This window comes from Pseudomonas sp. RW3S2 (genome assembly GCF_014268955.1).
GTDB classification, from domain to species: domain Bacteria; phylum Pseudomonadota; class Gammaproteobacteria; order Pseudomonadales; family Pseudomonadaceae; genus Aquipseudomonas; species Aquipseudomonas wayambapalatensis.
On the sequence record NZ_JABWRM010000009.1, the window covers coordinates 63,190 to 85,793 of the forward strand.

General features: G+C 60.1%; 28 protein-coding genes and 2 pseudogenes. 8 read left to right on the forward strand and 22 right to left on the reverse strand.

Annotated elements, in window-relative coordinates:
• Positions 1 to 73: 73 nt before the first annotated feature.
• A complete protein-coding gene (locus HU748_RS14380; protein ID WP_346655471.1) occupies positions 74 to 829 on the reverse strand; it encodes an AraC family transcriptional regulator in 756 nt (251 codons plus the stop codon).
• Between HU748_RS14380 and HU748_RS14385 the strand changes: the two genes are divergently transcribed.
• Complete coding sequence (locus tag HU748_RS14385; RefSeq protein WP_186720783.1) at positions 797 to 1,492, forward strand: type 1 glutamine amidotransferase domain-containing protein; 696 nt, start codon at positions 797 to 799, stop codon at positions 1,490 to 1,492. The two genes, HU748_RS14380 and HU748_RS14385, sit on opposite strands and share 33 nt — an antisense overlap.
• A 197-nt stretch (positions 1,493 to 1,689) precedes the next feature.
• Entirely contained in the window at positions 1,690 to 2,853 is a 1,164-nt protein-coding gene (locus HU748_RS14390; RefSeq protein ID WP_186669116.1) for an AAA family ATPase, read from the forward strand.
• A 43-nt stretch (positions 2,854 to 2,896) separates the two neighbouring features.
• Here the strand turns inward: HU748_RS14390 and HU748_RS14395 are convergent, their stop codons facing one another.
• Together HU748_RS14395 and HU748_RS14400 are read right to left on the reverse strand one after the other, a co-directional pair.
• On the reverse strand, positions 2,897 to 3,415 hold the full coding sequence (locus tag HU748_RS14395; protein ID WP_186720784.1) for a GNAT family N-acetyltransferase: 519 nt from the start codon (positions 3,413 to 3,415) through the stop codon (positions 2,897 to 2,899).
• A 105-nt stretch (positions 3,416 to 3,520) separates the two neighbouring features.
• Positions 3,521 to 3,871, reverse strand: coding sequence for a hypothetical protein (locus HU748_RS14400; protein ID WP_186710127.1), 351 nt, complete (start codon positions 3,869 to 3,871; stop codon positions 3,521 to 3,523).
• Between the two features lie 153 nt (positions 3,872 to 4,024).
• On the opposite strand from HU748_RS14400, the gene HU748_RS14405 reads away from it, so the two are divergent.
• The gene (locus HU748_RS14405; RefSeq protein ID WP_186720786.1) at positions 4,025 to 4,573 is read left to right on the forward strand and encodes an RNA 2'-phosphotransferase; all 549 of its coding nucleotides are present in this window, start codon (positions 4,025 to 4,027) and stop codon (positions 4,571 to 4,573) included.
• Between the two features lie 222 nt (positions 4,574 to 4,795).
• Here HU748_RS14405 and HU748_RS14410 read toward each other — a convergent pair whose 3' ends face one another.
• Positions 4,796 to 5,173, reverse strand: a complete 378-nt coding sequence (locus HU748_RS14410; protein WP_186720788.1) for a hypothetical protein — start codon at positions 5,171 to 5,173, stop codon at positions 4,796 to 4,798.
• 8 nt (positions 5,174 to 5,181) lie between these two features.
• Positions 5,182 to 6,204, reverse strand: coding sequence for a hypothetical protein (locus tag HU748_RS14415; RefSeq protein WP_186720790.1), 1,023 nt, complete (start codon positions 6,202 to 6,204; stop codon positions 5,182 to 5,184).
• A gap of 87 nt (positions 6,205 to 6,291) precedes the next feature.
• On the opposite strand from HU748_RS14415, the gene HU748_RS14420 reads away from it, so the two are divergent.
• A complete protein-coding gene (locus tag HU748_RS14420; protein ID WP_186720792.1) occupies positions 6,292 to 6,552 on the forward strand; it encodes a hypothetical protein in 261 nt (86 codons plus the stop codon).
• Positions 6,527 to 7,123, forward strand: a pseudogene (locus HU748_RS14425) (hypothetical protein). The gene HU748_RS14420 and the pseudogene HU748_RS14425 overlap by 26 nt, the downstream one beginning before the upstream one ends.
• 54 nt (positions 7,124 to 7,177) lie before the next feature.
• Here HU748_RS14425 and HU748_RS14430 read toward each other — a convergent pair.
• Positions 7,178 to 7,747, reverse strand: a complete 570-nt coding sequence (locus HU748_RS14430; RefSeq protein WP_186669103.1) for a GNAT family protein — start codon at positions 7,745 to 7,747, stop codon at positions 7,178 to 7,180.
• 114 nt (positions 7,748 to 7,861) lie between these two features.
• Between HU748_RS14430 and HU748_RS14435 the strand changes: the two genes are divergently transcribed.
• Complete coding sequence (locus tag HU748_RS14435) at positions 7,862 to 8,401, forward strand: hypothetical protein (protein WP_186720794.1); 540 nt, start codon at positions 7,862 to 7,864, stop codon at positions 8,399 to 8,401.
• A gap of 1 nt (position 8,402) precedes the next feature.
• Positions 8,403 to 8,627: pseudogene (locus tag HU748_RS14440) on the forward strand (site-specific integrase); the annotation flags it as partial.
• A gap of 280 nt (positions 8,628 to 8,907) precedes the next feature.
• Here HU748_RS14440 and HU748_RS14445 read toward each other — a convergent pair.
• A complete protein-coding gene (locus HU748_RS14445; RefSeq protein WP_186720796.1) occupies positions 8,908 to 9,141 on the reverse strand; it encodes a hypothetical protein in 234 nt (77 codons plus the stop codon).
• Positions 9,131 to 9,439, reverse strand: a complete 309-nt coding sequence (locus HU748_RS14450; RefSeq protein ID WP_186720798.1) for a hypothetical protein — start codon at positions 9,437 to 9,439, stop codon at positions 9,131 to 9,133. The genes HU748_RS14445 and HU748_RS14450 overlap by 11 nt, the downstream gene beginning before the upstream one ends.
• A 108-nt stretch (positions 9,440 to 9,547) precedes the next feature.
• Between HU748_RS14450 and HU748_RS14455 the strand changes: the two genes are divergently transcribed.
• Positions 9,548 to 10,210, forward strand: coding sequence for an SOS response-associated peptidase (locus HU748_RS14455; protein ID WP_186720800.1), 663 nt, complete (start codon positions 9,548 to 9,550; stop codon positions 10,208 to 10,210).
• Here HU748_RS14455 and HU748_RS14460 read toward each other — a convergent pair.
• The 14 genes from HU748_RS14460 to HU748_RS14525 form a co-directional block, all read right to left on the reverse strand.
• Positions 10,204 to 10,410, reverse strand: a complete 207-nt coding sequence (locus HU748_RS14460; RefSeq protein ID WP_186720802.1) for a hypothetical protein — start codon at positions 10,408 to 10,410, stop codon at positions 10,204 to 10,206. The genes HU748_RS14455 and HU748_RS14460 overlap by 7 nt on opposite strands.
• 230 nt (positions 10,411 to 10,640) lie before the next feature.
• Positions 10,641 to 11,147 (reverse strand): DUF2514 family protein, encoded by a 507-nt coding sequence (locus HU748_RS14465; RefSeq protein WP_186720804.1) that lies wholly within the window; start codon positions 11,145 to 11,147, stop codon positions 10,641 to 10,643.
• The gene (locus tag HU748_RS14470) at positions 11,144 to 11,566 is read right to left on the reverse strand and encodes a structural protein (RefSeq protein ID WP_186720806.1); all 423 of its coding nucleotides are present in this window, start codon (positions 11,564 to 11,566) and stop codon (positions 11,144 to 11,146) included. The genes HU748_RS14465 and HU748_RS14470 overlap by 4 nt, the downstream gene beginning before the upstream one ends.
• A 59-nt stretch (positions 11,567 to 11,625) precedes the next feature.
• Positions 11,626 to 11,901, reverse strand: a complete 276-nt coding sequence (locus HU748_RS14475) for a tail fiber assembly protein (RefSeq protein ID WP_186720808.1) — start codon at positions 11,899 to 11,901, stop codon at positions 11,626 to 11,628.
• On the reverse strand, positions 11,898 to 12,332 hold the full coding sequence (locus HU748_RS14480; RefSeq protein WP_186720810.1) for a hypothetical protein: 435 nt from the start codon (positions 12,330 to 12,332) through the stop codon (positions 11,898 to 11,900). Before HU748_RS14480 ends, HU748_RS14475 begins: the two co-directional genes overlap by 4 nt.
• A 2-nt stretch (positions 12,333 to 12,334) precedes the next feature.
• Positions 12,335 to 13,147, reverse strand: coding sequence for a hypothetical protein (locus tag HU748_RS14485; RefSeq protein WP_186720812.1), 813 nt, complete (start codon positions 13,145 to 13,147; stop codon positions 12,335 to 12,337).
• Positions 13,148 to 13,181: 34 nt separating this feature from the next.
• Positions 13,182 to 14,246 (reverse strand): hypothetical protein, encoded by a 1,065-nt coding sequence (locus HU748_RS14490; RefSeq protein ID WP_186720815.1) that lies wholly within the window; start codon positions 14,244 to 14,246, stop codon positions 13,182 to 13,184.
• Positions 14,246 to 17,191 carry a DUF1983 domain-containing protein gene (locus HU748_RS14495; RefSeq protein ID WP_186720817.1) on the reverse strand — a complete coding sequence of 982 codons (2,946 nt, stop codon included), beginning with the start codon at positions 17,189 to 17,191 and terminating at the stop codon, positions 14,246 to 14,248. The genes HU748_RS14490 and HU748_RS14495 overlap by 1 nt, the downstream gene beginning before the upstream one ends.
• On the reverse strand, positions 17,188 to 17,586 hold the full coding sequence (locus HU748_RS14500) for a hypothetical protein (protein WP_186720819.1): 399 nt from the start codon (positions 17,584 to 17,586) through the stop codon (positions 17,188 to 17,190). Before HU748_RS14500 ends, HU748_RS14495 begins: the two co-directional genes overlap by 4 nt.
• A gap of 2 nt (positions 17,587 to 17,588) precedes the next feature.
• Positions 17,589 to 18,191, reverse strand: coding sequence for a hypothetical protein (locus HU748_RS14505; protein ID WP_151924361.1), 603 nt, complete (start codon positions 18,189 to 18,191; stop codon positions 17,589 to 17,591).
• On the reverse strand, positions 18,191 to 18,775 hold the full coding sequence (locus tag HU748_RS14510; RefSeq protein ID WP_186720821.1) for a hypothetical protein: 585 nt from the start codon (positions 18,773 to 18,775) through the stop codon (positions 18,191 to 18,193). The genes HU748_RS14505 and HU748_RS14510 overlap by 1 nt, the downstream gene beginning before the upstream one ends.
• 16 nt (positions 18,776 to 18,791) lie before the next feature.
• Positions 18,792 to 21,587, reverse strand: a complete 2,796-nt coding sequence (locus tag HU748_RS14515; protein WP_186720823.1) for a phage tail tape measure protein — start codon at positions 21,585 to 21,587, stop codon at positions 18,792 to 18,794.
• A gap of 77 nt (positions 21,588 to 21,664) precedes the next feature.
• On the reverse strand, positions 21,665 to 22,255 hold the full coding sequence (locus HU748_RS14520) for a hypothetical protein (protein ID WP_186720825.1): 591 nt from the start codon (positions 22,253 to 22,255) through the stop codon (positions 21,665 to 21,667).
• 94 nt (positions 22,256 to 22,349) lie between these two features.
• Positions 22,350 to 22,532, reverse strand: a complete 183-nt coding sequence (locus tag HU748_RS14525; protein ID WP_186721020.1) for a hypothetical protein — start codon at positions 22,530 to 22,532, stop codon at positions 22,350 to 22,352.
• Positions 22,533 to 22,604 lie beyond the last annotated feature (72 nt).

A 22,604-nucleotide genomic window follows, 5' to 3' on the forward strand; every position in this document is an offset into this window, starting at 1 on the left:
ATCCCAAGAAATACCCTACGCGACAATAGGAAGTTTCACGATATTTGTGCACATTCGCCCCTTTCCACCTCGCTTATCTGATCTGTTCAGGCAACCGGAAACGGCTGGGCGATTGTCCGGCATGCTTGCTGAACGCCACGCTGAACGCGCTGGCCGAACCGTAGCCCACCCGCTCGGCGATCTCGGCGACAGACAACTGCCGGGCCCTGAGCAACTGCTTGGCGACCTCCATGCGCCAGGCCAGCAGATGCGCCATTGGCGCCACGCCCACCGTTCGCGTGAAGCGCTCGAAGAACGCCGAGCGGGAGAGCGCGGCAATGCTCGCCAACTGATCGACACTCCAAGGGTGATCGATACGTGCGTGCAACTGATTCAGCACCGGCGCCAGGCGCCCATCCGCCAGCCCCCGCAGCAACTCGACCGGGGCATTCTCGATCGCGACCAGGCGCATGGCTTCGATCAGCAACAACTCGACCAGGCGCGACAAGGCGAACTCGCTGCCTGGCTTCTGCTCCACGGACTCCTCGCTGACCATCTGCACCAACTGCGACAAGCGCACCGAGCTCCTGACATGCACGACGGTGGGCAGCAGGGCTATCAGTAACGCCGGATCGGTGTCGTCGAACGCGAAGGAGCCACCCAACGAGCACATGTCCGCTGGGCCTTGCGTCTGGCCATAGCGTACCTGTGAAACGTTGTGAAAATCACCCGATGGAACATCTGCCAGTCCTGGGCCTCCCACACTAACGCAGGGCGAAAGGCGCGCTGCCCATGAAGACCCGGAGGCATGTTCCGTATGAAAAAGATCCTGATGGTGCTGACATCCCACGACCAGCTCGGTAAAACCGGCAAGAAAACCGGCTTCTGGCTGGAGGAATTTGCCGCCCCTTACTACGTGTTCATCGACGCAGGCGCACAGATCACCCTCGCTTCACCCAAAGGCGGCCAACCACCGCTGGACCCGAAGAGCGACGAGCCCGACGCCCAGACCGACGCCACGCGCCGCTTCCAGCAAGACACAAAGGCGCAGATGGCCCTGGCCGACACAATTCCGTTGGGAGAGATCGACCCTTACGACTTCGACGCCGTGTTCTATCCAGGTGGTCATGGGCCGCTTTGGGACTTGGCCGAGGACACGGATTCGATCACCTTGCTCGAAGCCCTGTACGCCTCGAACAAACCCATCGCTGCGGTTTGTCATGCGCCGGGCGTGCTCAAGCAGGTCAAGGCGGCGGACGGCCAGCCGGTTGTGAAAGGCAAGCGCGTCACCGGTTTTACCAACAGCGAGGAAGAAGCTGTCGGGTTGACCGATGTGGTGCCGTTTCTGGTGGAGGATATGCTCAAGGACAACGGCGGTGAGTACTCAAAGGCAGCTGATTGGGCGAACTACGTGGTCGAAGATGGCCACCTGATTACCGGCCAGAATCCCGCTTCGTCCGAAGCAGCGGCGCAGGCGTTGCTCAAACGTCTGGCGCACGAGCCAGGCGCCTGAGACGAATGGCACAGGCGCGATCCGCTCCCGCAGATGACGATCCCTGTAGGAGCGGGCTCGTCCCGCGATCACCGGCAAAGCCGGTGCCGTCCCCCACAACCGATACAAACGGATTCACATCACCGCCACCCGGCGGCTGGCAACCCCACCCAGCATCGGTGACAATCGCCCCTCATGCCCAAGCCAGGACGCCCCGCATGCTCACCACCCTCGCCATCGGCAACTACCGCTCGATAAAGCACCTCGTCATGCCGCTAGGCCAACTCAACCTGGTGACTGGTGCAAACGGCAGCGGCAAATCCAACCTGTACAAAGCCCTACGCCTGCTGGCCGAAACCGCCCAAGGCGGCGTGATCGAAGCCCTCGCCCGCGAAGGCGGCCTCGACTCGACCTGGTGGGCCGGCCCGGAAACCAGCGCCCGCATGAAGCGCGGCGAAGTGCCCATTCAAGGCCAGCACCCGACCGACGTCAGACGCCTGCGCCTGGGCTTCGCCACCGAGGATTTCGGCTTCGCCATCTCCCTGGGCCTACCCATCCCGCTGCCCTACCCGAGCGCCTTCATGCTCGACCCCGAGATCAAGTGCGAAGCCATCTGGGGCGCCGGCGCCTACCGCCCCTCCTCCCTGCTGGTCGAACGCAAGAACGCCCTGGTACGTGCCCGCGAAGGCAACAGCTGGTCCGTGCTCGACCAGCATGCCGACAGCAGCGAAAGCTTCTTCAACATCGTCGGCCGCCCCCGCCAGGCCCCAGAGATCGGCGAGCTGCGCGCGTTCATCAACAGCTGGCGCTTCTACGATCACTTCCGCATCGACCGCGACGCCCCCTGTCGCCAGCCACAGCTAGGCACCCGCTCGCCCGTACTGCACCACGACGGCCGCAACCTCGCCTCGGCACTGCAGACCATCATCGAGATTGGTGACGTCGAAGACCTGGTTGCCGCGCTGGATGACGCATTTCCCGGCAGCCGCCTGGAGATCGATGCACCACCCGGCGGGCTGTTCAGCGTAAGGCTTCACCAGCACGGGCTGTTGCGCCCGCTGGGCGGGACGGAGCTGTCGGACGGCACCTTGCGTTACCTGTTGCTGGTCGCGGCCCTGCTGACGCCTCGACCACCGTCACTGATGGTGCTCAACGAACCGGAAACCAGCCTGCATGCCGACCTGCTGCCAGCGCTGGCGCGCTTGATCATCCGCGCCTCGCAACGCAGCCAGGTGTGGGTGGTGTCGCATAGCAGGCCGCTGATCGACGCGCTGACCGCGTGTGAGGGGTGCAATGTGCTGGAGCTTGAGAAGGATCAGGGGCAGACGCAGTTGCGTGGGGTCGGGTTGCTGGATGAGCCGCTGTGGCGGTGGGTGGATTGAGCCTTCGAAACACCACCGCTCCCAGTGCCGCTCTTCAACATTGCTAGCCCGCTCTCCAGACCATTGCACACCTGCTTCCCACGGGAAATCCGTGTTCATACTCTTCATTCAACAGTGTTGACAGCCTTTCATCGACGCATTGGTCGGATTCAATCTGAAAACCGAGACGAGCGTAGAATGGAGCATTCCACGGTACGTGTTTGAAAGTTGTGAGAGTCAGCGCATGCAGCTCATTGATCTCAACATAAGCCTGCGCCGCTTGAACGAGCTGTCGCCCTATGCCCTGCCCTTGCAGGGTGTGTCGAACGGAAAGTTCATGGATATGAAGGTCTGTACCGTAGATATCGGCACTGAGAAATCCTTGCGGACGATTTTCAGCATCGATGGCCACCCAGCACGTCGAGCGCTCGATGAGCTCAAGATGCCGTTCAACCGGCATAGGAGGAGAATCAGCGAGCCAGCTTAACCCTTCAAACACACGAAAGGCTTGCGCGGCAGAACGCTCGATTGAGAGTAAGAGGCTCGCATCCTCTGGCACAGCAACGCGGACAGTCGTAAACATAGCTACCCGAAATCTGGATCGCGGGATGAAAGCCTGGAGCCCCCTAGTATCAGCAAGGCTTTGACTATTTGCTGCGCCGCTTCGGAAGTGGCGCTGCCACTGGCGTTAGCATTCGATGCCAACGATCCATTGGGTCTTGGCCGCATTGCTGCGGTCCAGATCAGGGCGCCGCACGGCAGGCTGAGTGCAGCCCCGCGGTACGATATACGGCTGAGCGACCGCAGCCGCTTCGGCGAGCTCCATCGGCTTGCCATCGTCACGTTCGACGGTGATGAAGAACGGCTGGTAGAACGGAATGATGTAGGCGTCGAGGGTATAGCGCGCACCATTGGCCTCAAGGTTGGCGTGGTACTCATCGAAACGGGTCAGGCGACTGGTGTCGAGCTTGTCCTGCACCGCGCAACCGACCATGAAAAGCCCGAGCAAGGCACCGCCGCACAATGACATCGTGTTCATTACAACTCCTTTTGAGGTTTGCCCGGATGGACGCGCCGGGACATTAAAGGCGTGCGTGGTGGCCGTCAAGCGAGCGGCACTACTTGAGCAGCGGCATGTTAGGGATCACAATCACCGCGCTAAAAAAAGGATTAAGACAAAAGGATCATTGCCTTGAACAAGAAACAACGCGACGAACTCAGTAAGTATCTCAGCTATGTGCTACGCCATGCTCCGCACTCCATCGGCTTGACCCTGGACCGCGAAGGTTGGGCCGAGGTGGATACACTATTGCGTAATGCCGCTGAGCAAGGACGCAGTTTTGACCGCGCCGCCCTGCGCGACGTGGTTGAAACCAACGACAAGAAGCGCTTCACCCTTTCGGACGATGCGCGATATATCCGCGCCGCCCAAGGCCACAGCACGACTCAGGTCGCCCTCCAACATGTCGAAAAGACCCCACCCGCCCTGCTCTACCACGGAACCGCCAGCCGTTTCATGGCGTCCATCGAGGTACAGGGTCTGGTTGCCGGTTCTCGCCACCATGTGCACCTGAGTGAAGACCCAGAAACGGCGCTGGGCGTGGGTAGACGCTACGGAGAACCCGTATTGCTGGTGATAAATACATCGAAGATGCGCGAAGCCGGCGCGCGTTTCTACCAAGCGGACAATGGTGTGTGGTTGGTGAATGAGGTACCGGTGGGCTATTGGAGTCGAGGGTAGCAGGAGCGGTAAATGGCTTCACTCTGACAAAAAAGTTTCGAGGGAATGAAAAGCATCACGATTAATGGGATCAACTAAAGCCAGCTTACTCACATCCTATAACCCAGGCATCAGCAATTAAACTTCCGTAAAGTACATCATACTCGTCACCCCCTTGAAGCTTGTCCTGGCTCTTGCAGCATCCGAAAAACAATTCCCCTATCAACATGAACGCCACCTAGGCTAGCCCCTATGGCGGCGCCACATTTCATTCAAAATTATTAACAGTCGCGAATAAATGAGCAATGGCACACTCAGTACCAGCATTGCGTTCTGTGTGTGTATCTCCATAGGAACAAGGGTATCCACACGCTGACTCGCTGAAGCCTCAGAGAACACCTTTGCGGAAAGATGGCTCGTTATTTTCAGAACTCCTGAAATAACAACTTTCACTTGCACCATCCGACCATCAACCCTGAAACCATTTTCAAACAACTCTATATCGGATTCATTCAAGGGCAATTTGTACACGCTCGCCCCCAATAGTAAATCGCTTTGAGGCTCTGGATATTCGCCGTAGCCGGAGGCCTGCAGGCTCTGCAAATACTTCTCAATTGCCATAATTCCGCTCACTGCTCTAGCCCTTTTAAAAACTCGCGCAGTCCTTCTTTCGTTGCAGGGAAACTGAAGGAAAATTTTTCTCCTACTTTTCCCGCCCCCAGCGCGGCTCCCTCTTCCGATGCATAATAACCTCTGAGCGTGACAGTCTCCCCCCCTTTAGCTTGAGTGTAAGCTAAAAGCTCCTTAAGCGGCCCCACAAGCTCCGCAGCTCCATCGGAGCCATGACCTATAAAACCTTTCGATGTCCCAACAGCAAAATCGTCGAAAATAACTTCACCGGCCTTCAGAGTTACTTTTGGTGAATATATAGTTCCCACACCGTTAGCCGCATCAAATGAAATCTTCCCGAGGTCTTTAGCACCTGCACCGCTATCTCCAGCGCCCTCCGAATAAACGGCACCCGGATTCAGCTGATGCCCGGGAGTGACGTAGATCTCCCTCCCCGGCTGCCCATCAAGCTGATTGCCGCCTGTATGCGATGTGCTGGTCGGCTGCTCACCGCCAGCATAGCCCCCGCTGCCGGGATTCTGCTTACCCGCTTCGACCAGCAGACCGTCGTACTTCTTCAAACTCGGGTCAAGCACATGTATCGGCAAGCCGACGTTTTCAATGGCGACATCCACAATCAGCTTAACCATTTCGGCACGCTGATTCAGGTCGCGCACATTCGACTCGATCGAGTCAATGGCACTCGATACCGCCGCCTGCATCTCGGGCTGGCGCTCGGGAGGTAACTGAGTGGCAGTCAGCGTGGTCGCGAGTGCCCCCATCAGTACATAGCCGGCCCAAACGGCAGGGACGATGTTTTGCTGGCTTTGTTGCACAAGGTTGGCGCGATTCATCACGCTCAAGATGCCGAGCACTTTTTCCGGATCGTCTGCCCCGATGGCAGTCAGGCTTCGAGCGACGAGCTCAAAGTCCTGGGTCCGCTCGCCTGGTGCCACCTTGTCCAGAAGTGCATTGATGGTGGCGGCTCGGGTTTCCTCATTTCGGCTGCCGATCTGGCGGGTGAGTTCGCGTGCGACCAGCACACGATTAGCCTTGTCACTTCCCGCTCCAGTGCCTAGCACGGTCCCAACCACAAACAGGTCAGTGGCGGCCAGTACCGGCCTGATGACGTGGCCCTGGCCTTCGCGCTAAGCCTGCGCGTGCACGACAGCGCCGATCACCTCCGCAGGCTGGCGCGGCGCCTGGTCGACAAGGTCTGCCTCGAGCACCAGCCGAGCATGAAGCGCCTGGCCCGCGAGCCGGACGACGCGAAGGTGTTCGATGCCGCGCTCAAGATCATCAACCGGGTGTGCGACCTGCTGGAGTACGCCCCAGGCACCCGCTTTGTGCGCAATGGAGGCGATGATGGCTCTGACGCAGCAGCAGCGTGACGAAAAGCGCAGGGCCAAGGCCGAGCGCTTGCAGGAAGAAGACCTGCGCTTGAAGGTTCGACCAGGGACTAAACAGGCCCTGCTGTAACTGATGGAGTGGGCCGGGATCGAGGAACAGGGCGAGGCGATGACGCTGATGATTCATCACGTCGAAGCGCTTGGGCACTATGCACTGTTCAGGATCACGCGCCACGAAATCGAAGCTCACCGGAATGTGGCGCGCACCGAGTCGTTGCGGCTTTCGGCCAGGAAGCGAACAGGCCAGCACCTGCGAGCGATTTGCGGGTGGGCCGATGCTACCCACGGGCAGATCATCGAAGCGCTGGTTCACGGCATCCATGTCCTTGGCCGGCAGCACGCGACGAAGTTTCTGACCCCGCCGCGGCATGAGATCAGCATTTCGCCGCGCCTGGCCCTAGCCTTCGACCGGAAAAGCATGCTGATGATTCGGCATGATCCGGGCGACGAGATTATCGCACCTGGCTTAGTCCGCACTGTTGCCTTACAACTTGCCAGCGAAGATTCTGCCTATGACCGTGGCGTCCACAATGGGCGCGCTTTTCCCATGTGAACCGGGCAAGGCACAACTAGCCTCACTAAGCAACAACACCTGAGCTATCAACGACTACTTTTTGAGGGCGTCATCTAGGCGCAGTCTAGAGTCTGTAGAAAGCAAACTATATTGATGGAGACTTAAGAACCTCCCATCTTTGAATTCCACATCGCGCAAAGTCCCTTCAAGCTTGAATCCAAACTTCCTCAAAAGAGCGCAACTGGGCTCATTCTCCGGCTCAACATCTGCATGAATACGGTGCAAGCCCATTGTGTTGAATCCGTAGTCAATCATTGACGGCAGAGCCTCAGATAGTAGACCGCGACGCCAGTACTCCGGCATCAACCAGTACCCTATCTCTGCTTTTCGGTGGTCATGGCACACATTGTTAAAGCCGCAAGCCCCTATCAATGATTGGTTGTTGATTAGTGATATTCCCCACCATATGCCAGACCTCTCGGTGACGATTCGCTCAAACCACCGCATTTGCTCTTCAGTCTCGGCAAGGCTCGAATATGAAACACCATAGTGGGCGATCACTTGGGGGTTGGAAAGCGCCTTGTACACATCGCTTATGTGTGAAGGAAGTATCTTTCTAAGTGAAATTCTTCCTAACAAAAACTCGGGAAATACTGTGAGCACTTCGATAAGTCCGCTGACAATGTGTCGTTAAGTTAACACAGGCGCTGCCCATTTTTACCATCTAACCCATGCCGCATCCGGCCACGGAGGGCGGCGCATGCATGGAGTACCGCAATGCAAGTCGAGACCTCGACCGTCACCAAGCTGCTGATCACCGGCGCCGAAGGCCTGGACCCGATCAGCGTCTACCTCGAAGACTTCGAACCCTGCAAAGGCAAGATCACCGTCAGCTGCTACGACAAGACCTGGCACGCCTACTGGGGCGGCATGTGGGATGGCCTGACCATCGGCCAGTTCTTCTGCAAGCTGCACGACGCCTACATCATCGGCTACTTCGACCGGTCGCTGAGCTCTCGCCGGTTCAGCGCCGAGGCCCTGGCCGACAAAGCGCGGAAGGTGATCGTGCAAATGCGGCGTGACCGGGACGCAGAAGACGCCCGGAACATGCTCGACGAGGCCGAGGATGTTCGCCACACCAGCTCGCTTGATGAGTGCGGCGGCGCCCACCGCGAGTTCATGCACCGCGTGTTCGGTGACGACTGGTGGAACCTGCCGGCCGACGCCATGGACCCCAACCCGGACTGGGCCTACCTCTGCCGCATCATCGCGACAGTGCAGCTGGCCCTGGCCAAGCAGTACCCGATCGCCGCCTGACGCATCGATCAGGATTCATGACTTGAAGCACACCTTCGGTCGCCGACTGCGCGCCGCAGGCGTTACTGAAGAAGATCGGAAGTCACTGCTCGGGCACAAGAACGGCAGCATCACCAGCCACTATTCCGGCGCTGAGCTGGGCAAGCTGATTGAGGCTGCGAACATGGTATCAACAACTGACTCTCGCGGGCCGGTGTTGACGATCTTGAAGAGGAAAATCGGATGAAGTCCCGAAAAACTCCCCACACGCAGAAATGAAAAAGCCACCCTAAGGTGGCTAAGTCATTGGGATTATTGGTCGGGACGGAGTGATTCGAACACTCGACCCCTTGCACCCCATGCATGCCAAGCCAGCTAAAGGCATGATATCACAGCACTTTTCGGCGCGCTCGCTGCAACCGACCGTCCATAGGTGTCTGTGAGCATCCACAAGAGTCACGCATTTCTCACGCAGCTACGGCTGCCCATCCCGGCGTTCTGCCGACCGTTCCCCTTCCTTTATACAGCTACTCACAGAACAGGCCGAAAGCCCAGGCCTCCTCATGCTCGTTCAGAGCCCACAGCCTGCCTGCCTCGACGAACTCCAGCATCTCGGACAGTTCCTCATCGCCCACCTCACGACGCCTGCGCGCGGCGAGCGCCATTTCGGTCAGCACCGCAGCGCGCCCATCTGGGTCCACTATCAGCTCGAAGCTGTCATTGAGCTCGGCCACCCAGGCCTGCGGAAGCTCAGTTGCCATACTCACCCACCGCGCGGCACCACCACGACTGAGCGTACAGCACGCCGTCGATCTCCTCGACCCCGTTGATGTTGATGCCGAGCTGCGCCATTCCGTTGAGCTTTGCGTCGTGCAACCGAGGGATGATGTCGGGGCCGGGCGTCGGATTGAACACCCATGCCTGCGTGGCAACCCTGCCCAACGGTTCGCTTTGGTGGTCACCGATGTGGATATCGGCGCGCAGGGGTTGGATTTTCTTGAGCTGATCGGAAGGAATGGCCACGCCATTCACACGCCGCCGGACGATGAGGAAATACATGCTTCACCGAATACTGTATATGGATACAGTATTTGAGCATTGCATGCGCAGCCCGCGCCAGTACCGCCTGGCGGGCTATGCTTTGTGCTCGAGCAGGAGGGACGGGAAATGTGTGGACGGCTGACCCAATACCGGGGCATTCACGACTTCGTCGAAGTGCTCAGCATGCCGGATGTCTGGAGAAACAACGTCGGGGAGCATGCGCTGCAGCGGTACAACGTTGCGCCTACTACGCCCGTTGCTGTGCTGCGCGTTGATGAGGGAGGTCCGCGTGCGGACCTGGTGAGGTGGGGGTGGCGGCCGCACTGGGCGACCGATCGCGCCGCGCCGATCAACGCGCGCGTCGAGAAGGTGGCACACGGCCCGTTCTTCCGGGCCATCTGGCCACACCGTGCAATCACGCCCATCGACGGATGGTACGAGTGGGTTGATGAGGGCGGCCCGAAGAAACAGCCGTACTACATCCGGCGGCGCGACGGCCAGCCAGCGCTATGCGCCAGCATCGGCCAGTTCACCGGAAACGAGCACGACGGCTTCGTCATCATCACAGCCGACGCCCAGGGCGGGCTTGTTGACGTGCACGACCGCCGGCCAGTGGTGCTGGAGCCGGAACTGGCGCGAGAGTGGATTGCAGCCGAGATGCCCAGCGAGCACGCAGAACAGATGGTGCTGAACCTGGGGGAGCCGTCTGAGGCATTCGAGTGGTACAAGGTCAGCACAGCCGTAGGGAGCGTGCGGAACCAGGAGCCTGAGCTGATAGCGCCTCAGTGACGACTCAGCGGCGCTCGCCCCATGGCATCTGAGTGGTACTGATGAGCCGCCTTGATCTGCGATTCCAAGATCAGCCGCAAACGCTCCACCTCCTCCGCAGGCAGGCCGGTATCCTGCGCCTCAAGATAGTGCCTCATAGCCTCCTCAGCATCCTTGTAGACCTGATGGTCTGGCATCACGACTTCACGCTTGTCCTTCATGCTCGCCTCCCTGGCGGTCAGTGGATGATATGAGGTGCTTGCCGGTAGCGATGAGCTGATGCTCGGTCACCTGGCGGTAAAGCCGATCGGCCAATATTCGGTGCCGCTCGACATCCTCTGGGGGATCACCATCAGCCACGGCCTGCTGTAGGCGTCGATTGGCGTCGAGCGCTTGGCGAAGCAACTCTTCCCCTGCAGTAACCATTCCTTCAAGCGTTCGCTTCACTGACCTACCCCGATGGCTTTGTCAGGCCATTATAGGACGCTTCACAGGCCAGGCCGGCTATTCGGGCTTGGTCATAAGCTGCCGCCAGCTCTCCCGCTCGAGCATCAGCCCGTGCGAGCAGGTCGGAGAGCACCATTGCGGCGCGGGTGGCTGCCTTGCCTCGCTCGACAGCGGCGGTATCCGTGGGGGAGCAACTGACGGCGGCGGCGAGGTTTCTGGCTTCGTGGCGCAGCCGCTGGCCAGAAGCGTCAGCGCCAGCAGCATCGGTATCAGCAGTCGTTCGTTGTTCTTGAGCATGAGCCCTCGCCTCCTCTTGCGCCACGGCGCGCCGTTGTTCCTCTGCTCGAGCACCGCGCTCGCCCAGCACCTCAGCCAGGCGATCGCCGCTGTCTCGCTGCGCAGATCGTGCTGCAGCCTCGGCGCGCTCGACAGATCGCCCGTGCTCGTACACAAGCCAGTACGAGCCGACAACGGCTAGCAGAGCGATCACGCGTGCTCCCCAGCCGCTCACGCCAGTGCCCTACGCAGGCCCTCTGCGAAGATTGCAGGCGGGTATTCGTAGTTCGCGTTCTCGTGCTTGATGATCGCGTGCACCAGGCCGCCGAGGATCTTCTCGTCCTTGATGTTCTTGATCGGCTCGCTCGGCCCCAATCCACAGCGCTGGGCAACGGCGCGGACATAGGCGCTTGTGTCGTTCTCCACCTCCGGCGCCCAGCGCTTGATGATCGCCGTCACAGTGCGCAAACCGTGCTTGTTGTAATAGGTCTGCAGCAGCTTGCCCAGGGCGCGAATGCCGTTCTCCGGGGTGTCGAAGATGCAGAACCGACCGCCGGGCTCTTTCCCGATCTGGCCCACCCAGTTGTTTGCTGGACTGAAGTCGATGTTGCCAGGGTTGCGGTTGCGCACGCCCCGGGGCAGGGATTGGGTCATGGGTTTTCTCCAGGCAAAAAAATACCGCCATGCGGCGGTTGTCTGTCGGATGTGTAGATTTATGCCGGCGGCGCGGGCCAGTCGATGGTTTGCGGGTAGCCAGGCTGATCAGGCAGTCGATTGAGCGCCACACGGAAGCGCTTCCACTCTTTCAGCAGTGAAGCCTCTACCTCGGTCGCCTCCTCCAGATCGACCGCATCCTGCAGCGGCGCAATAGCGTCGTCGGCCAGCTTCCGTAGGCGCAAGGCTTCGACCTGAGCATGGGCCAGCACTTCGGCTGCTGCTTGGGCTGCCTTCATCTCGACGGTGATCATTTGCGTCCAGTCGATGTTCATTCCGCAATCCTCACATCGGTGCCGACTTGCTTGAGTTGATCTTTTGCAACAGCGTACTGTTCGCCTGTGGGGTTGTGAGTCATGATAAGTGCGCTATACGGCTCAGATTCGACCGCAGCTGCCGAACTCACCAGAATGTCGTAGATCGGAAGGGGCACGGCGCCATCGGCGGTCATGTACAGCGGCTGAGGGAACCTGGTGGACTCCGGCGCATTCGCCCCATGCGGAAGGCGAAGCGTGACGACGAGCTCACCCTCAATGCGCTCGGCTGGCCCACAGAACCAGTCAGACTTGATTGCCTCGCGCGGCAACGTGGCGCCATCGGTGAGCGGCGAGAAGTCGAAGATTTCACCATTTACCGTGAGCGTGTCGCCCTGCCGGGTGACTGTCAGGGCTTCATCCATGCGGACCGGGGAAAGAATGATTTTCATGATTAGAACTTCCTGCCGATGGCTATCCAGACGACGTTGAAAGCCTGCGCCGCTGCGTTGTTGCGGATGACTGCACCGATACTGCCTGCCAGCCGCGACGAGTAACCAATGATTCCGTAGTGATCGTTGGACGCCGTTGGCTGCGCGACTGCGCTGAAGCCATAGCTGTTGTCGAAGAACTGGACCGGGAAGGTGATGGTCTTACCGCTGTAGTCGCCGCTTGCAATCGCAGCCGTGGACATCGAACCCCATTGAATCAGGGTGCCGTCCGCATAGAGGGTATAGGCACCGTTCGAATTCTGCCCTCGCTCAATAATGGCAGTACCTCCCCCGCTGCCTACGCTACCCACCACATCAAAAATCGCCCCGTTTTTCAGGCCTAGTCCAGCACGTGCGGCCGCTGGTGTGTTGCCGCCAGTGCCTCCTTGAGCAACGCTGAGGGCGGTTGTCAGTCCGGTTATTGACGTGATGTCGCTGTTCGCGCCCCTGGTCGCCGCGCCAATGTTTACTCGAAGTTCAGCAACGTTGGCTGGCGTACCCAACATGGCCAATGTCCCGCCGAACTGGTCGACCAGTTGACGCAGCCGGTCAGCAGCTTCCTTGACGTACCCCTGCATCGGGGCCAGGCCGTAGGCCCCTGCGGCAACAGTTGCGCCCTGGTAGGCGGGCAAGATGCCCATCACCGTGGCACTGGCAATGTTGGCGACTTCGTACCATCGGCCATCAGGCCCCTGGAAGGCATCACCCACGCGGGCATTAAGTGAAAAGTTCGTGCCGGTACCGGTCACAGTCGTCTGCCCGGCGGTGATCGACACCGTTCCGGCTCTATACCAAGGCATGTTTTTTCCTTCAGAGTGGTTTCATCGGGCGCGAAGCGAACAACGTTCGGCCATTCGCGGTGATCGGGTTGATGCCCGAGAAGTTGTCGCAATACATCTGCAGTACAGAGCGATTGCCCGGCAGGAAGCCGCCAAAGTTCGCGCGGATCGGCTGCGTCGTGGCTGCAATGTTCACGCAAGAAAACAGCGCGTTCGCCAGCACGTAATCACCGAAGCTTCCGGTCCACGGCATTTGCTGGCTTGGTGCGTAATATCCGCCCGCCCCCGTTATCGGCGGTCCAGCGTTGACGAACTGGGTGGTGGCCGGTTGGCTGTTCAATAACGAAAGATTCGCTGTCGTGATGAACGTCCTATTGCCCGCAGCATCATGCACCGAAGCCCCATAATCTCCTGCTGGAGTGTTGGGCGTCATATAGCTCGCGCAGAACCAGCTGATCTGCATGTAGTCGTAGCCAGCGCTTCCGTGCGTGGCAGGCTGCGCATATTGCCGCAGACGAAACCCAGTCCAATTGCCTGGGCTGCCCTTCATCGAGAAGCTGCCGACCATCATGTAGTCTGCAGCGTTCAAGAAGATCAGTGGGCGTTCATAGGTGGTTACAGGTGCCGGGAAGGTGACATCTGCCCAACGAATCTCTTGTACTTGCATGCCGGGGCGCCAGTAGAACCCAATCTGGAAGGCTCCGCTGTAGCGAACCGAGAGGATACGGTTGATCGAGTCGATCTGGGTTCGCACGTTATCGTTGAACGCGCGAATCCCGTAGCTCCCGGCCGCCGAGAACGGCTCGCCGCCCTGGGAAAGGATCATCACCTGCCAGGTTAGATTCTGCGGCTGCCGAAGCTGCAACTGACCAGCGGAATACCAGGCTTGCGGGGACCACGTGTTTTCTCCCATGTCTTGAAGCGTGTCGACAACAACGAAGGATTGGGCCTGGATCTCAGGAATCGAGATGTACTGATCAAACGCCCCGTTTCCCGTGACCTGCATCATCTTCAGCGAGCGGATCGGCGTGACGGTCGTATCAAGTGAAACCGCTGCGGACGCATCCTTGGTCCGCAGGCCGTATTGCACAGCCATCAGGTTAGCCTCCCCGCCGCAACGCGCTCGACGCCGTTCGCGTCGTACACGTAGAGGCCGCCATTGTTGATGATCGTTTGGCCGTTTGCGTCCTGGCCGCGCAGGGTGAAAGCCCCTGTGACCATGTTCAGTTCGATCAACGGCAAGCCCTGGGCATTGACGGCCTGCGAGCGCAGGGTCATGCCAAGGATTATTTGCTGAATGAACGCCGTGTTGATGAACGCCTGGTTGATGAAGACCTGGCCGCCCTGAACAACGAACGGACTCGACAGAGTGCCGTTGATGCCGTTGACCACTGCGAAGCGATCTGCAGAGACAAGGAACTGGCTCTGCAAGCCTGCCGGCGTGTTCTCGATGCCGAGGCCAATGCCCGCCGCGACGTACTGCCCTTGGGAGTTGACCTGAAGTTTGACCTGCCATGATGCAGATGCCTTACCGTCCAAGGCTGCCTGAGCCTGGCTGACGGTCTGAACGGCTGCATTGGTCTCGCCCAGACTTGCTTCCAACGTCTCGGTCTTGCGCACGATCGCGGCTTCACGGGTCGCTGTTGCCTTCACCTCAGTGGCAAACGCTGCGGTCGAATCCCACTGCTGCAGCGCGCCAGCCAAGTCGCCGTCGGCGTTGTCGTCGCGGTACGACGCGCGCAAAGCTTGCAGGCTCTCGGCTGTAGCAGTGACCTTACCGCCAACCTCGGCGATGTTTGTCGTGTTGGTTGCCACCTGCTGAGCAAGGCCGTTCGCCGTCTCAACGGACTGCCCGACATCCACCCATAGGGCTGCGTTCGGCGGTGCATTCGCGCCCGAAGCATCGGCAGGCACCGGCACCTTGGCTTGGTAGATACGACCGTCAACGACGACCATCTGGTCTTTCGGATAGGCCTCGTCCTTGTTGTAGGCCTTGAGACCATCCAGGGCGTCGATCTGGTCTTGCAGTCCATCGATCTCATCATTGAGATCCTGGCCAAGCTGCGTGCGCTCTATCTTTCCTGCAAGAGCAGCAAGCTGCGTGCTCACGTCTGTCGAGGTTGATGCCGCGATTTTCAGGAACCCGCTCACCCCGTAGGCGTTCTTCGAGCGGATGAAGTAGTAGTAGTTAGTGAAGAAGGCCAGTCCGGTGTGAGTCAGGCTCAGGCCCTGCCCCAAGTACTCTGCCTGCGCCGCGGTTGCCTGCGGATCAAGGGTGAAGAAGTACTCGTATGTGCCACCGTTGAGGCCGTGCTGAACGTTGCTCGGCACCAGGTTGATGCTTTCGATTGTCGAGGTGACGGTGCAACCCTCGGGCACCGCTGGGCCGTTGATGTTGACCGTAATGCTCGCCTCGCCCGAGCGCGCTTGCGGCCCGAGAGCGGCAACACTCATCGTGTAGTTGCCCGACGGCAGGCCGGCCAGGGGCAACTGAAGCGTGGTCTCTGGCACCTGCTGGGCCTGCACGGCCACGCCGGCCTGGCGCACTGTCACTGCATAGCCAGTCACGATGCCGACCGGTGCATCCCAGCTCAGCACACCCTGAGTTACTTCGGCGGTATCGTCCACGGTCCAAGCCAAACCGGTCGGACTTCCCAGGCCTCCAGATGGCAGGTTGATGAATCCGATCGGGTTGTAGGGCTTGCCCACGGCGTCATCGAAAATAGCCGGGCCGTAGACCTGCAGGGACGCGGTGCAGCCCTCGCTCGTGCCCATGGACCAGCCGGTGACGATGAATTCGCCCAGGATGTTCAGCGATGGCAGGTTCGCGCGCACCGCGCGGCCCGGACGGCAGTTGTAGCCAAGCAGGTTGAGCGGGACGTTGATCACCCCGCCCGCGCGGCGTCGGCGTAGCTCGATATTGGCCAGGCGCTGGGCCTGGTACGGGTTGGTGACGTAGGAAAAGGTCAGCGTCTCCGCCGCCTCACCGCCATCCGCAACCACCCACTCTGCCACGCTGACTTCCGGGTAGTCGGTCTCGGTCCATGACTGGGTCGTGTCGGTGAAGGTGCCGCGGATCGTGTTGATGGCCGCGTCGTTCGTAGGCTCAGTGCTGCCGGTGATGGTGCCGATCACCATGTCCTCGGTGATCTCGAAGTCCCAAGGACCGTAGTAGGCGCCAGCCTGGAACATCCAGCGGCCGCCCACACGGATGACCTTGCCACCGCACGCCGCCTCCAGCTTCTGCAGCACGTTGGTACGCTGCTCGTCGGCGCCGATGACGCAGCTGCTGCGGTAGCGCGGGCTGGTGGTGCCGTCAGGATTGGCCACCGACTCATCGCACACGTTCGCGCCGCTGGCGAAGGTCTCGAACACGATCTCATCGTCCGGCACGCCGCAACGGGTGCGCAGGAACCACAGGATGTGCAGCGCGGTGTTCTCGCTGTACCCCGCCATGCCGGTGCGAGGGTCGTAGAGGTCATTACGCCCGCGCACGACAAAGCGCGCATCAGGAATGCCAGATGGGAATTTCTCGGCGTTGTACCGAAGGGACAGGCGCACGAACGACAGGCCGCGACCGATCTGCTCGTCCTTCCAGTCCGGGCAGTTGGCCTTGAGGAACGCATTCACCTGGGTTGGGTTCACCACCAGTTCATAGGTGGCGTCGGCTCCGTAGGTGTTGATGACCTCCTCGCCCAGGTAGATCTCCTCCAACGCGTCGACGGCACCCTCGCAGAGCACGTACACCAGGTGCAGCCACTCCCCGTCACGCTGCTCGCCTGCCTCCTCTTGCGCCCACACCAGAACCCCGCCGGTACTGACTTTTCCCAGGATGAAGCGCGCCGGGGCCTTGGACGAACGAACGGTCTGTGCTGAAGGCTCGTTGTCGCGCAGCGGCGACTTTGTGTTGAGCTTCTCCTGCTGCTCCGAGGCGTAGAACGCCAGACCCGCGCCGATCGCGGCACCGATCGGGCCGCCCTGAGCGAAGCCGATGACCGCACCTACGGCGATCTGTGCAATCTTCCTGACCCCGCCGCTCATTCAACTCTCCACACTGCTGTCGGTTCGCACACCACCCGCGCGGCGCCTTCTTCGGTCGCTGCCCAGAACTCACCCGCCCAGAACACGGCGATTGCCTTGCCTTGCGGGCCGTCGTACATGGCGATGTCGCCACGCTGGATGAACGCCGGCGCCACCCGGTTGAAGCACGCGTCCCAAGCCGCCTCAAGGCTGCCGTGGTTCTTCTTCAGCGCCCGCTTCGCCCCCGCCTCGGTCTTGTACTTGCCCCTGTACGCCGCCGCCGGATCAACCCCGCAGACCGCTACCGAGCAGTCAGCCGCGAACAAGCAGCAGTCGAATTCGCCCCATGAAAAAGGCCGCTCAGAGGCGGCCTTGATCACTTCGGTCAGACGTATCGTCCAGTCTCGATTGCGCATCGCTATTTCTCGTAGTTGAAGGTCGGCGCGTCCTTGCTGGAGCCCCAGTAGATCGGCCATTCGGACAGCTGAGCGACCGCGTAGAAGAAGCGGTCGCCCTGGTGCCGGGCGCGGTGGTTCTCATCGGTGAACCGCTCGGTTCCCGTGCGGCTCCACTCGGCCATGCGATCGACGATGGGCACCATGATCTTGTTGCCGTCCTCGCCATTGCCGGCGTAGGAGAAACTCGCCGCGTCCATGCGCCCGGAGAACAAGATGTCGACGGCGTAGTTGCCAGCCTCGTCGAACACCACGAACAGCAGCTTGCCCGAGCGCCCACGACAACCGCGGATGTTCGTCTCGGTGATGATGTAGCTGTCCAGGCCGTTCAGGCTCAGCTCCACGGACATGGGCGAGTTCGAATTGTCGCTCTCCTGCGACTGGCCGACCTCGCCGAACTGGCCGACACCCAGGTAAGTGATGCCGTCTATCACCAGGTCACCGGTGCCGGTGTGGGCGTACACCGGCCCGTCTTCGAAGTCCAACTGGCAGGCGTAAACCGTCAGGAAGCGGCCGGTTGCGATTATGTCGACCACGCTCTGGCTGAATGGAAACGATGAGGGCATCAGAAAGCCTCCCTGAACTGGTAGCTGCCGCTGGCCACGACCTGGCGCACGGTCATGGCCCAGGTGTCCTGGGTCATCCGCATCTCTGAGTAGGGGTTGAGGTACTCGATCGCAGCGCCTGCGGTCAGCGTTCGCCTGATCCGCTTGTTGAGCGGGACCACGGCCTGTCCCTGCGCATTCGCCGTAACCGGGCGCACCACCTCGAACATCTCGCCAGCCACCGTCAGGTAGTCGCCTGGGGCGAACACCTGAACACCCGGAGCAGCCCCTGCGACCAACATCGACCGCGATTGCGCCACGCCTGTGACCACAGTCAGACTCCCAACGCTGTTCGACCGCCGACGAGTGATCGCCGGCATGTTGAAGGTGCCGAACATCCCATCCAGATCACCAAGGAACGCCGAGAGCTGACGCTCCTGCGCCCTGGTGAGCAAGCCGAAGGTCAAGGTGCACTGCCAATACGCCCCAGGATGACCAACGATCTGTTGCGCGTTGGACAGCGAGGAAGTGAAGGCCCGGCTGTTGTTGACGATGCCCCACGTCATTTCGGACACGGGCAGGGATGCCGGCCATTCGAGTGCCATGCAGTGACTCCTTGATCTATCGGTTTCGGGCGATCAGCTGACGGGCCGGACCGTTGGTCTTCAGGTCACGCAGGACCAGGTTGTAACCGTCCTGGGCGCCCTTCTGTGCCGCCTGCTGGATGCGAGCCAGGGTCGCTTCGTCGGCGGTGCCTTGAACGCTGATGTGCTGAACAATCGATGGCAGACCTGCAGCGGAGGAAGGCGCACCTGGAGATGACGGCGCTGGCCCAGCAGCAGGCTCCACGTAGCCCCCGCTGGCGTACCCCTTCCTGTTCAGCTTGTCGAGGTGATCGCGCATGCCAGGCTGGCTAACGACTTCCTTGCGGACAACATACTCGCCGCCGTGCACGACACCCTTCGGCTCGAACTTGCCACCGTCGCCGGTGTAGCCGCCAGCCGCGAAGCCAGACCGCGAGATCGTCTCGCTGAACCCGGTCATGGTGCCGCTGCCGGCCGCTGCCGCGCCCCCTCCTCCGCCAAGGAATCCCAGCGCAGACCCCAGGAAGCCTGCCGCCGCCTGACGCACCTGAATACGGATCAGGTCGGCCACCACCTGGTCCGCGAAGTCCTTGAACGACAGCTTGCCGGTCTTCACGAAGTTGACCACGGCGTCTTCCATGTTGCCGAAGGCGTTGCTGAACAGGTTGCGAGTCTGCCCCGCCACGTCACGGGCACTGTCCATGTAATCCTGGAAGGCGCCGCGCGCACCGTTGCTCCAGTCAGCCTGTGCCTGGTCAATCTGCGCCCATCCCTCGCGCTGTGCGGCGACACGCTTCTGAAGGAACTCGCGCTCGATGTCGATCTGCGCCTGCAGATCCTGCCGCTGCTTCTCGCCCTGGGCGTTGGCCAACTCGGTCTGCAACTGCAGGATACGGTTGTTGGTGTCCTGCTCGATCCGCAGGCGCTCCTGCATCCGCGTAGCATCCTTCTGCCCCATGCCCACGGCGTCTGCCTGTGCGGCGTACTCCATGCGCTGGGTGGCCAGCTGTCGCTCCATCTGCGCCCGGTACTGCTCGGCCTGGGTCAGGCCCTGGGCGCCCTTGATCGCCGCCGCGTAGTTCGTCGAGGCCTGCGCCAGCGCCTTGCCGTACTCCTCCTGGCTGATCTTGCCCTTCTTGAAGGCCAGGTCCAGCTGTTGCTGTTCTTTGGTCAAGGCGCGGGCGGCCTGGGATGCAGGGTCGTACTGGGCGTAGAGGCGGGAGAAGGTGTTCTCGGCCTCGGCCACGCCACGGTTGTTCTCCCGAGCTGACTTTGGCCCATCCTTTTTGGCGTCTCGCTCCTTGATCTCGGCGATTTGCTTCTCGTACGCAGCCCGGGCCTTGGTGTATTCCGCTTGCTGCTTTTCACCAAACACGCCAACAGCAATCGCCTTCTCTCGATCCTTGTCCAGGTCTTTGATGGCGACATTTATGCGCTCCACCTGATCAAGGCTGGACTTGTATGACGATGCCAGCGAGTCGACAGCCCGGCGCCCATCCTCCTCAGCCCGACGACGCTTAGCCTCCTCCTCAAGCGTCCTCTGATTCACAGCTAGAATCTCGCGACGCTTCGCCAGTTCTTGCTCAATTTCGGCAATCCGGCCCCTGGTAGTATTGTCTTCTAAGCCGGTGTTCAAGATGCTTTTTCGGTAAGCCAAGTCCTGCTGCAAACGAGTAATAGCAGAGTTTTCGCTCTCTACGCTTTTACGGCCGATGCTGTCGAATGCGTCGATTACCTCGTTGGTTGCATCCTTGATGTTCAGCCAGCCGCGCTCAATACTGCCAAGATTCTCGCGAACTTTTGAGGTGCGCTCCCCCATTGCCTCTGCATAGGTTCGCTCCGCCAAGCTGGCGGCTCCAGTAGCGTTACCTTGATCAGCCAGGGCCTTTATCTGGGCGTACACCGACGCGGTCAGGAATCGATACTTCTCATCCAGTTCAACAATTCCGGCGACTGGGTCCTTGCCGAGCTTGATGAACTCAGCGACGGTATCCTCTACCGCTTTGCCGGTGATTCGCTGCATCTCGACCGCGGTCGTGGTGATCAGCTCCAGATTGCCGGCTGTGTTCGTGCCCGCGTAGGTCAACTGCGCCAAGGCAGCAGCAGCCTGGCCAAAAGTTCCAGTAACCTTATCCGCCGACTCGGCCAGCCCGATCAACTGCGCCTCTGAAGCCTTAGAGAAGTTTCCTGTCATGATCAGGCTGTTGCGCAAGGCATCCGATTGTTCAGATCCTCGGTAGTACGCAACACCCAGCGCACCCGCGGCGGCTGCAGCTACTGTGAACGGGTTGACCAGACCAAGGACATATCCACCGAGAGCCTTCGCTGCAGGGCCAATGCCGCCGAACATGTCTTTGAGCTGACCGCCTTGCTGAAGCAATACAGTCAGTGGTGCCTGGCCGCCCTGCAGGCTCACGGCGATGTCAGTGAACTGTGCGGGAACGCCGCGCAATGCTGCCTGATAGGCTTTGGCCGACATGCCAGCCTTGTTCATGCTGGCCGTGGACTCGCCAAGAGCATCACGCATGGTGTTTATGCGCTGCGTGTACTCGACAAAGGTGTCACTCTCTACCACCCCGGCCTTCTTGAATTTGGCCAGCTTTTCCTGCATGTCGTCCAGGCGGCCGAGAGCAGCAACGGTAGGGTTGATCTGCCCCAGCAGTTGAGAAAGCTCTTTCCGTTGATCATCCAGGCTACTGCTCACCCCATCAGCAGAGACTGCCGCTGCATCTCCCGCACGCTCCATGCGCTCAAGGGAGACAGTCAAGTCGTCAGCGTTGCGCTTAGCGCCCCGCGAGTCGATTGTTACCGCCAGACGGGATTCCTGCGCCATAGTATTCTCCGGGCAACAAAAAACCGCCCGGAGGCGGCTTTTAGGCATGTTCGCTGGTCAAAGTTCAGGCCATTAATTCACTGCTGAGTTTCGTACACCCAGCGATTGGTGGAAGGCTGTGGCTTTTTGAAAAGCACCTCCCAGTCTCGAGCCCAAGAAGGCATGTTTGAGACTTGAGCGATCCTCCATTTAGCACTTGAGTCTTTCCTCTCAAGCACATACTGGAACGCCTCTCCTTCCTCCTTGCGAGCTTTATCTTCCTCAGTAAGGACAGCTCCCTCATCCGGTGGTGTGGTATTCCGAATTCGGGCCATTACTACTGCGCGCGTGTCTGACTGCACGTCGACCTTGGTAATCTGCCGATCAAATGTGTCTGGTGTCCTGGAGCAATCTCGTCCGCTATAAATATCCGGAGTCGAGAGCTCTGACAGCTTCGCGAGATATGGCGCCTCAGTTTTCATGTAGCTCTTGCAGGCTTCGATGTACATTACCGCACCAGCGTCCTTCACACGCCACCATGACTTTACTGCTAGATCAGGGGAGTTCGTACTTATCTCGGTGCTTTCTATGCCACTGACCGCTTTTGCAAGACCGTCATCCTGCTGACCTTTTTCGAAACACCCAGAAATGGCCAGTGCCGCTACGGAAACTGCCAAATATCGCTTCATTACCACCCTCCTTGTCGATGAGGGAAATCTACCACCATCAACAGGAAGGGCCAAAAAAAACCGCGTTGGGCTGGGCTTCCGGTCGATGTAGGTGTCAGAGAGACCGCAACTCGGTGAGCGCCTTTGCGATGCAGTATGGAATGACAGCCCATGCCAGCCCCATAGCTGCAGCGGCGGCCTCCTGCGGCGCGCTAGTTGCCGCGTGCATCCCTGTGAAGCCGATGATCGCACCGATCAGCGACATAATGATGGTGACTACCCACATGAATTTTGCCACTTGCACTTTTCCTTTGCCGGTTCGGCCAATGCGGAACGCGTTGGGCCATGGTGAGGTGTTGAATCTAATGCC

Bases quoted from the DNA above. Each gene is read 5' to 3' on its own strand.
- HU748_RS14435 (WP_186720794.1), top strand. From the start codon at position 7,862: ATGCAAGTCGAGACCTCGACCGTCACCAAGCTGCTGATCACCGGCGCC.
- HU748_RS14460 (WP_186720802.1), bottom strand. From the start codon at position 10,410: ATGAAGGACAAGCGTGAAGTCGTGATGCCAGACCATCAGGTCTACAAG.
- HU748_RS14495 (WP_186720817.1), bottom strand. From the start codon at position 17,191: ATGAGCGGCGGGGTCAGGAAGATTGCACAGATCGCCGTAGGTGCGGTC.
- HU748_RS14390 (WP_186669116.1), top strand. From the start codon at position 1,690: ATGCTCACCACCCTCGCCATCGGCAACTACCGCTCGATAAAGCACCTC.
- HU748_RS14505 (WP_151924361.1), bottom strand. From the start codon at position 18,191: ATGCCCTCATCGTTTCCATTCAGCCAGAGCGTGGTCGACATAATCGCA.
- HU748_RS14480 (WP_186720810.1), bottom strand. From the start codon at position 12,332: ATGAAAATCATTCTTTCCCCGGTCCGCATGGATGAAGCCCTGACAGTC.
- HU748_RS14385 (WP_186720783.1), top strand. From the start codon at position 797: ATGAAAAAGATCCTGATGGTGCTGACATCCCACGACCAGCTCGGTAAA.
- HU748_RS14395 (WP_186720784.1), bottom strand. From the start codon at position 3,415: ATGTTTACGACTGTCCGCGTTGCTGTGCCAGAGGATGCGAGCCTCTTA.
- HU748_RS14500 (WP_186720819.1), bottom strand. From the start codon at position 17,586: ATGCGCAATCGAGACTGGACGATACGTCTGACCGAAGTGATCAAGGCC.
- HU748_RS14450 (WP_186720798.1), bottom strand. From the start codon at position 9,439: ATGTATTTCCTCATCGTCCGGCGGCGTGTGAATGGCGTGGCCATTCCT.
- HU748_RS14510 (WP_186720821.1), bottom strand. From the start codon at position 18,775: ATGGCACTCGAATGGCCGGCATCCCTGCCCGTGTCCGAAATGACGTGG.
- HU748_RS14470 (WP_186720806.1), bottom strand. From the start codon at position 11,566: ATGACCCAATCCCTGCCCCGGGGCGTGCGCAACCGCAACCCTGGCAAC.
- HU748_RS14515 (WP_186720823.1), bottom strand. From the start codon at position 21,587: ATGGCGCAGGAATCCCGTCTGGCGGTAACAATCGACTCGCGGGGCGCT.
- HU748_RS14475 (WP_186720808.1), bottom strand. From the start codon at position 11,901: ATGAACATCGACTGGACGCAAATGATCACCGTCGAGATGAAGGCAGCC.
- HU748_RS14490 (WP_186720815.1), bottom strand. From the start codon at position 14,246: ATGGCTGTGCAATACGGCCTGCGGACCAAGGATGCGTCCGCAGCGGTT.
- HU748_RS14445 (WP_186720796.1), bottom strand. From the start codon at position 9,141: ATGGCAACTGAGCTTCCGCAGGCCTGGGTGGCCGAGCTCAATGACAGC.
- HU748_RS14520 (WP_186720825.1), bottom strand. From the start codon at position 22,255: ATGAAGCGATATTTGGCAGTTTCCGTAGCGGCACTGGCCATTTCTGGG.
- HU748_RS14410 (WP_186720788.1), bottom strand. From the start codon at position 5,173: ATGGCAATTGAGAAGTATTTGCAGAGCCTGCAGGCCTCCGGCTACGGC.
- HU748_RS14400 (WP_186710127.1), bottom strand. From the start codon at position 3,871: ATGAACACGATGTCATTGTGCGGCGGTGCCTTGCTCGGGCTTTTCATG.
- HU748_RS14455 (WP_186720800.1), top strand. From the start codon at position 9,548: ATGTGTGGACGGCTGACCCAATACCGGGGCATTCACGACTTCGTCGAA.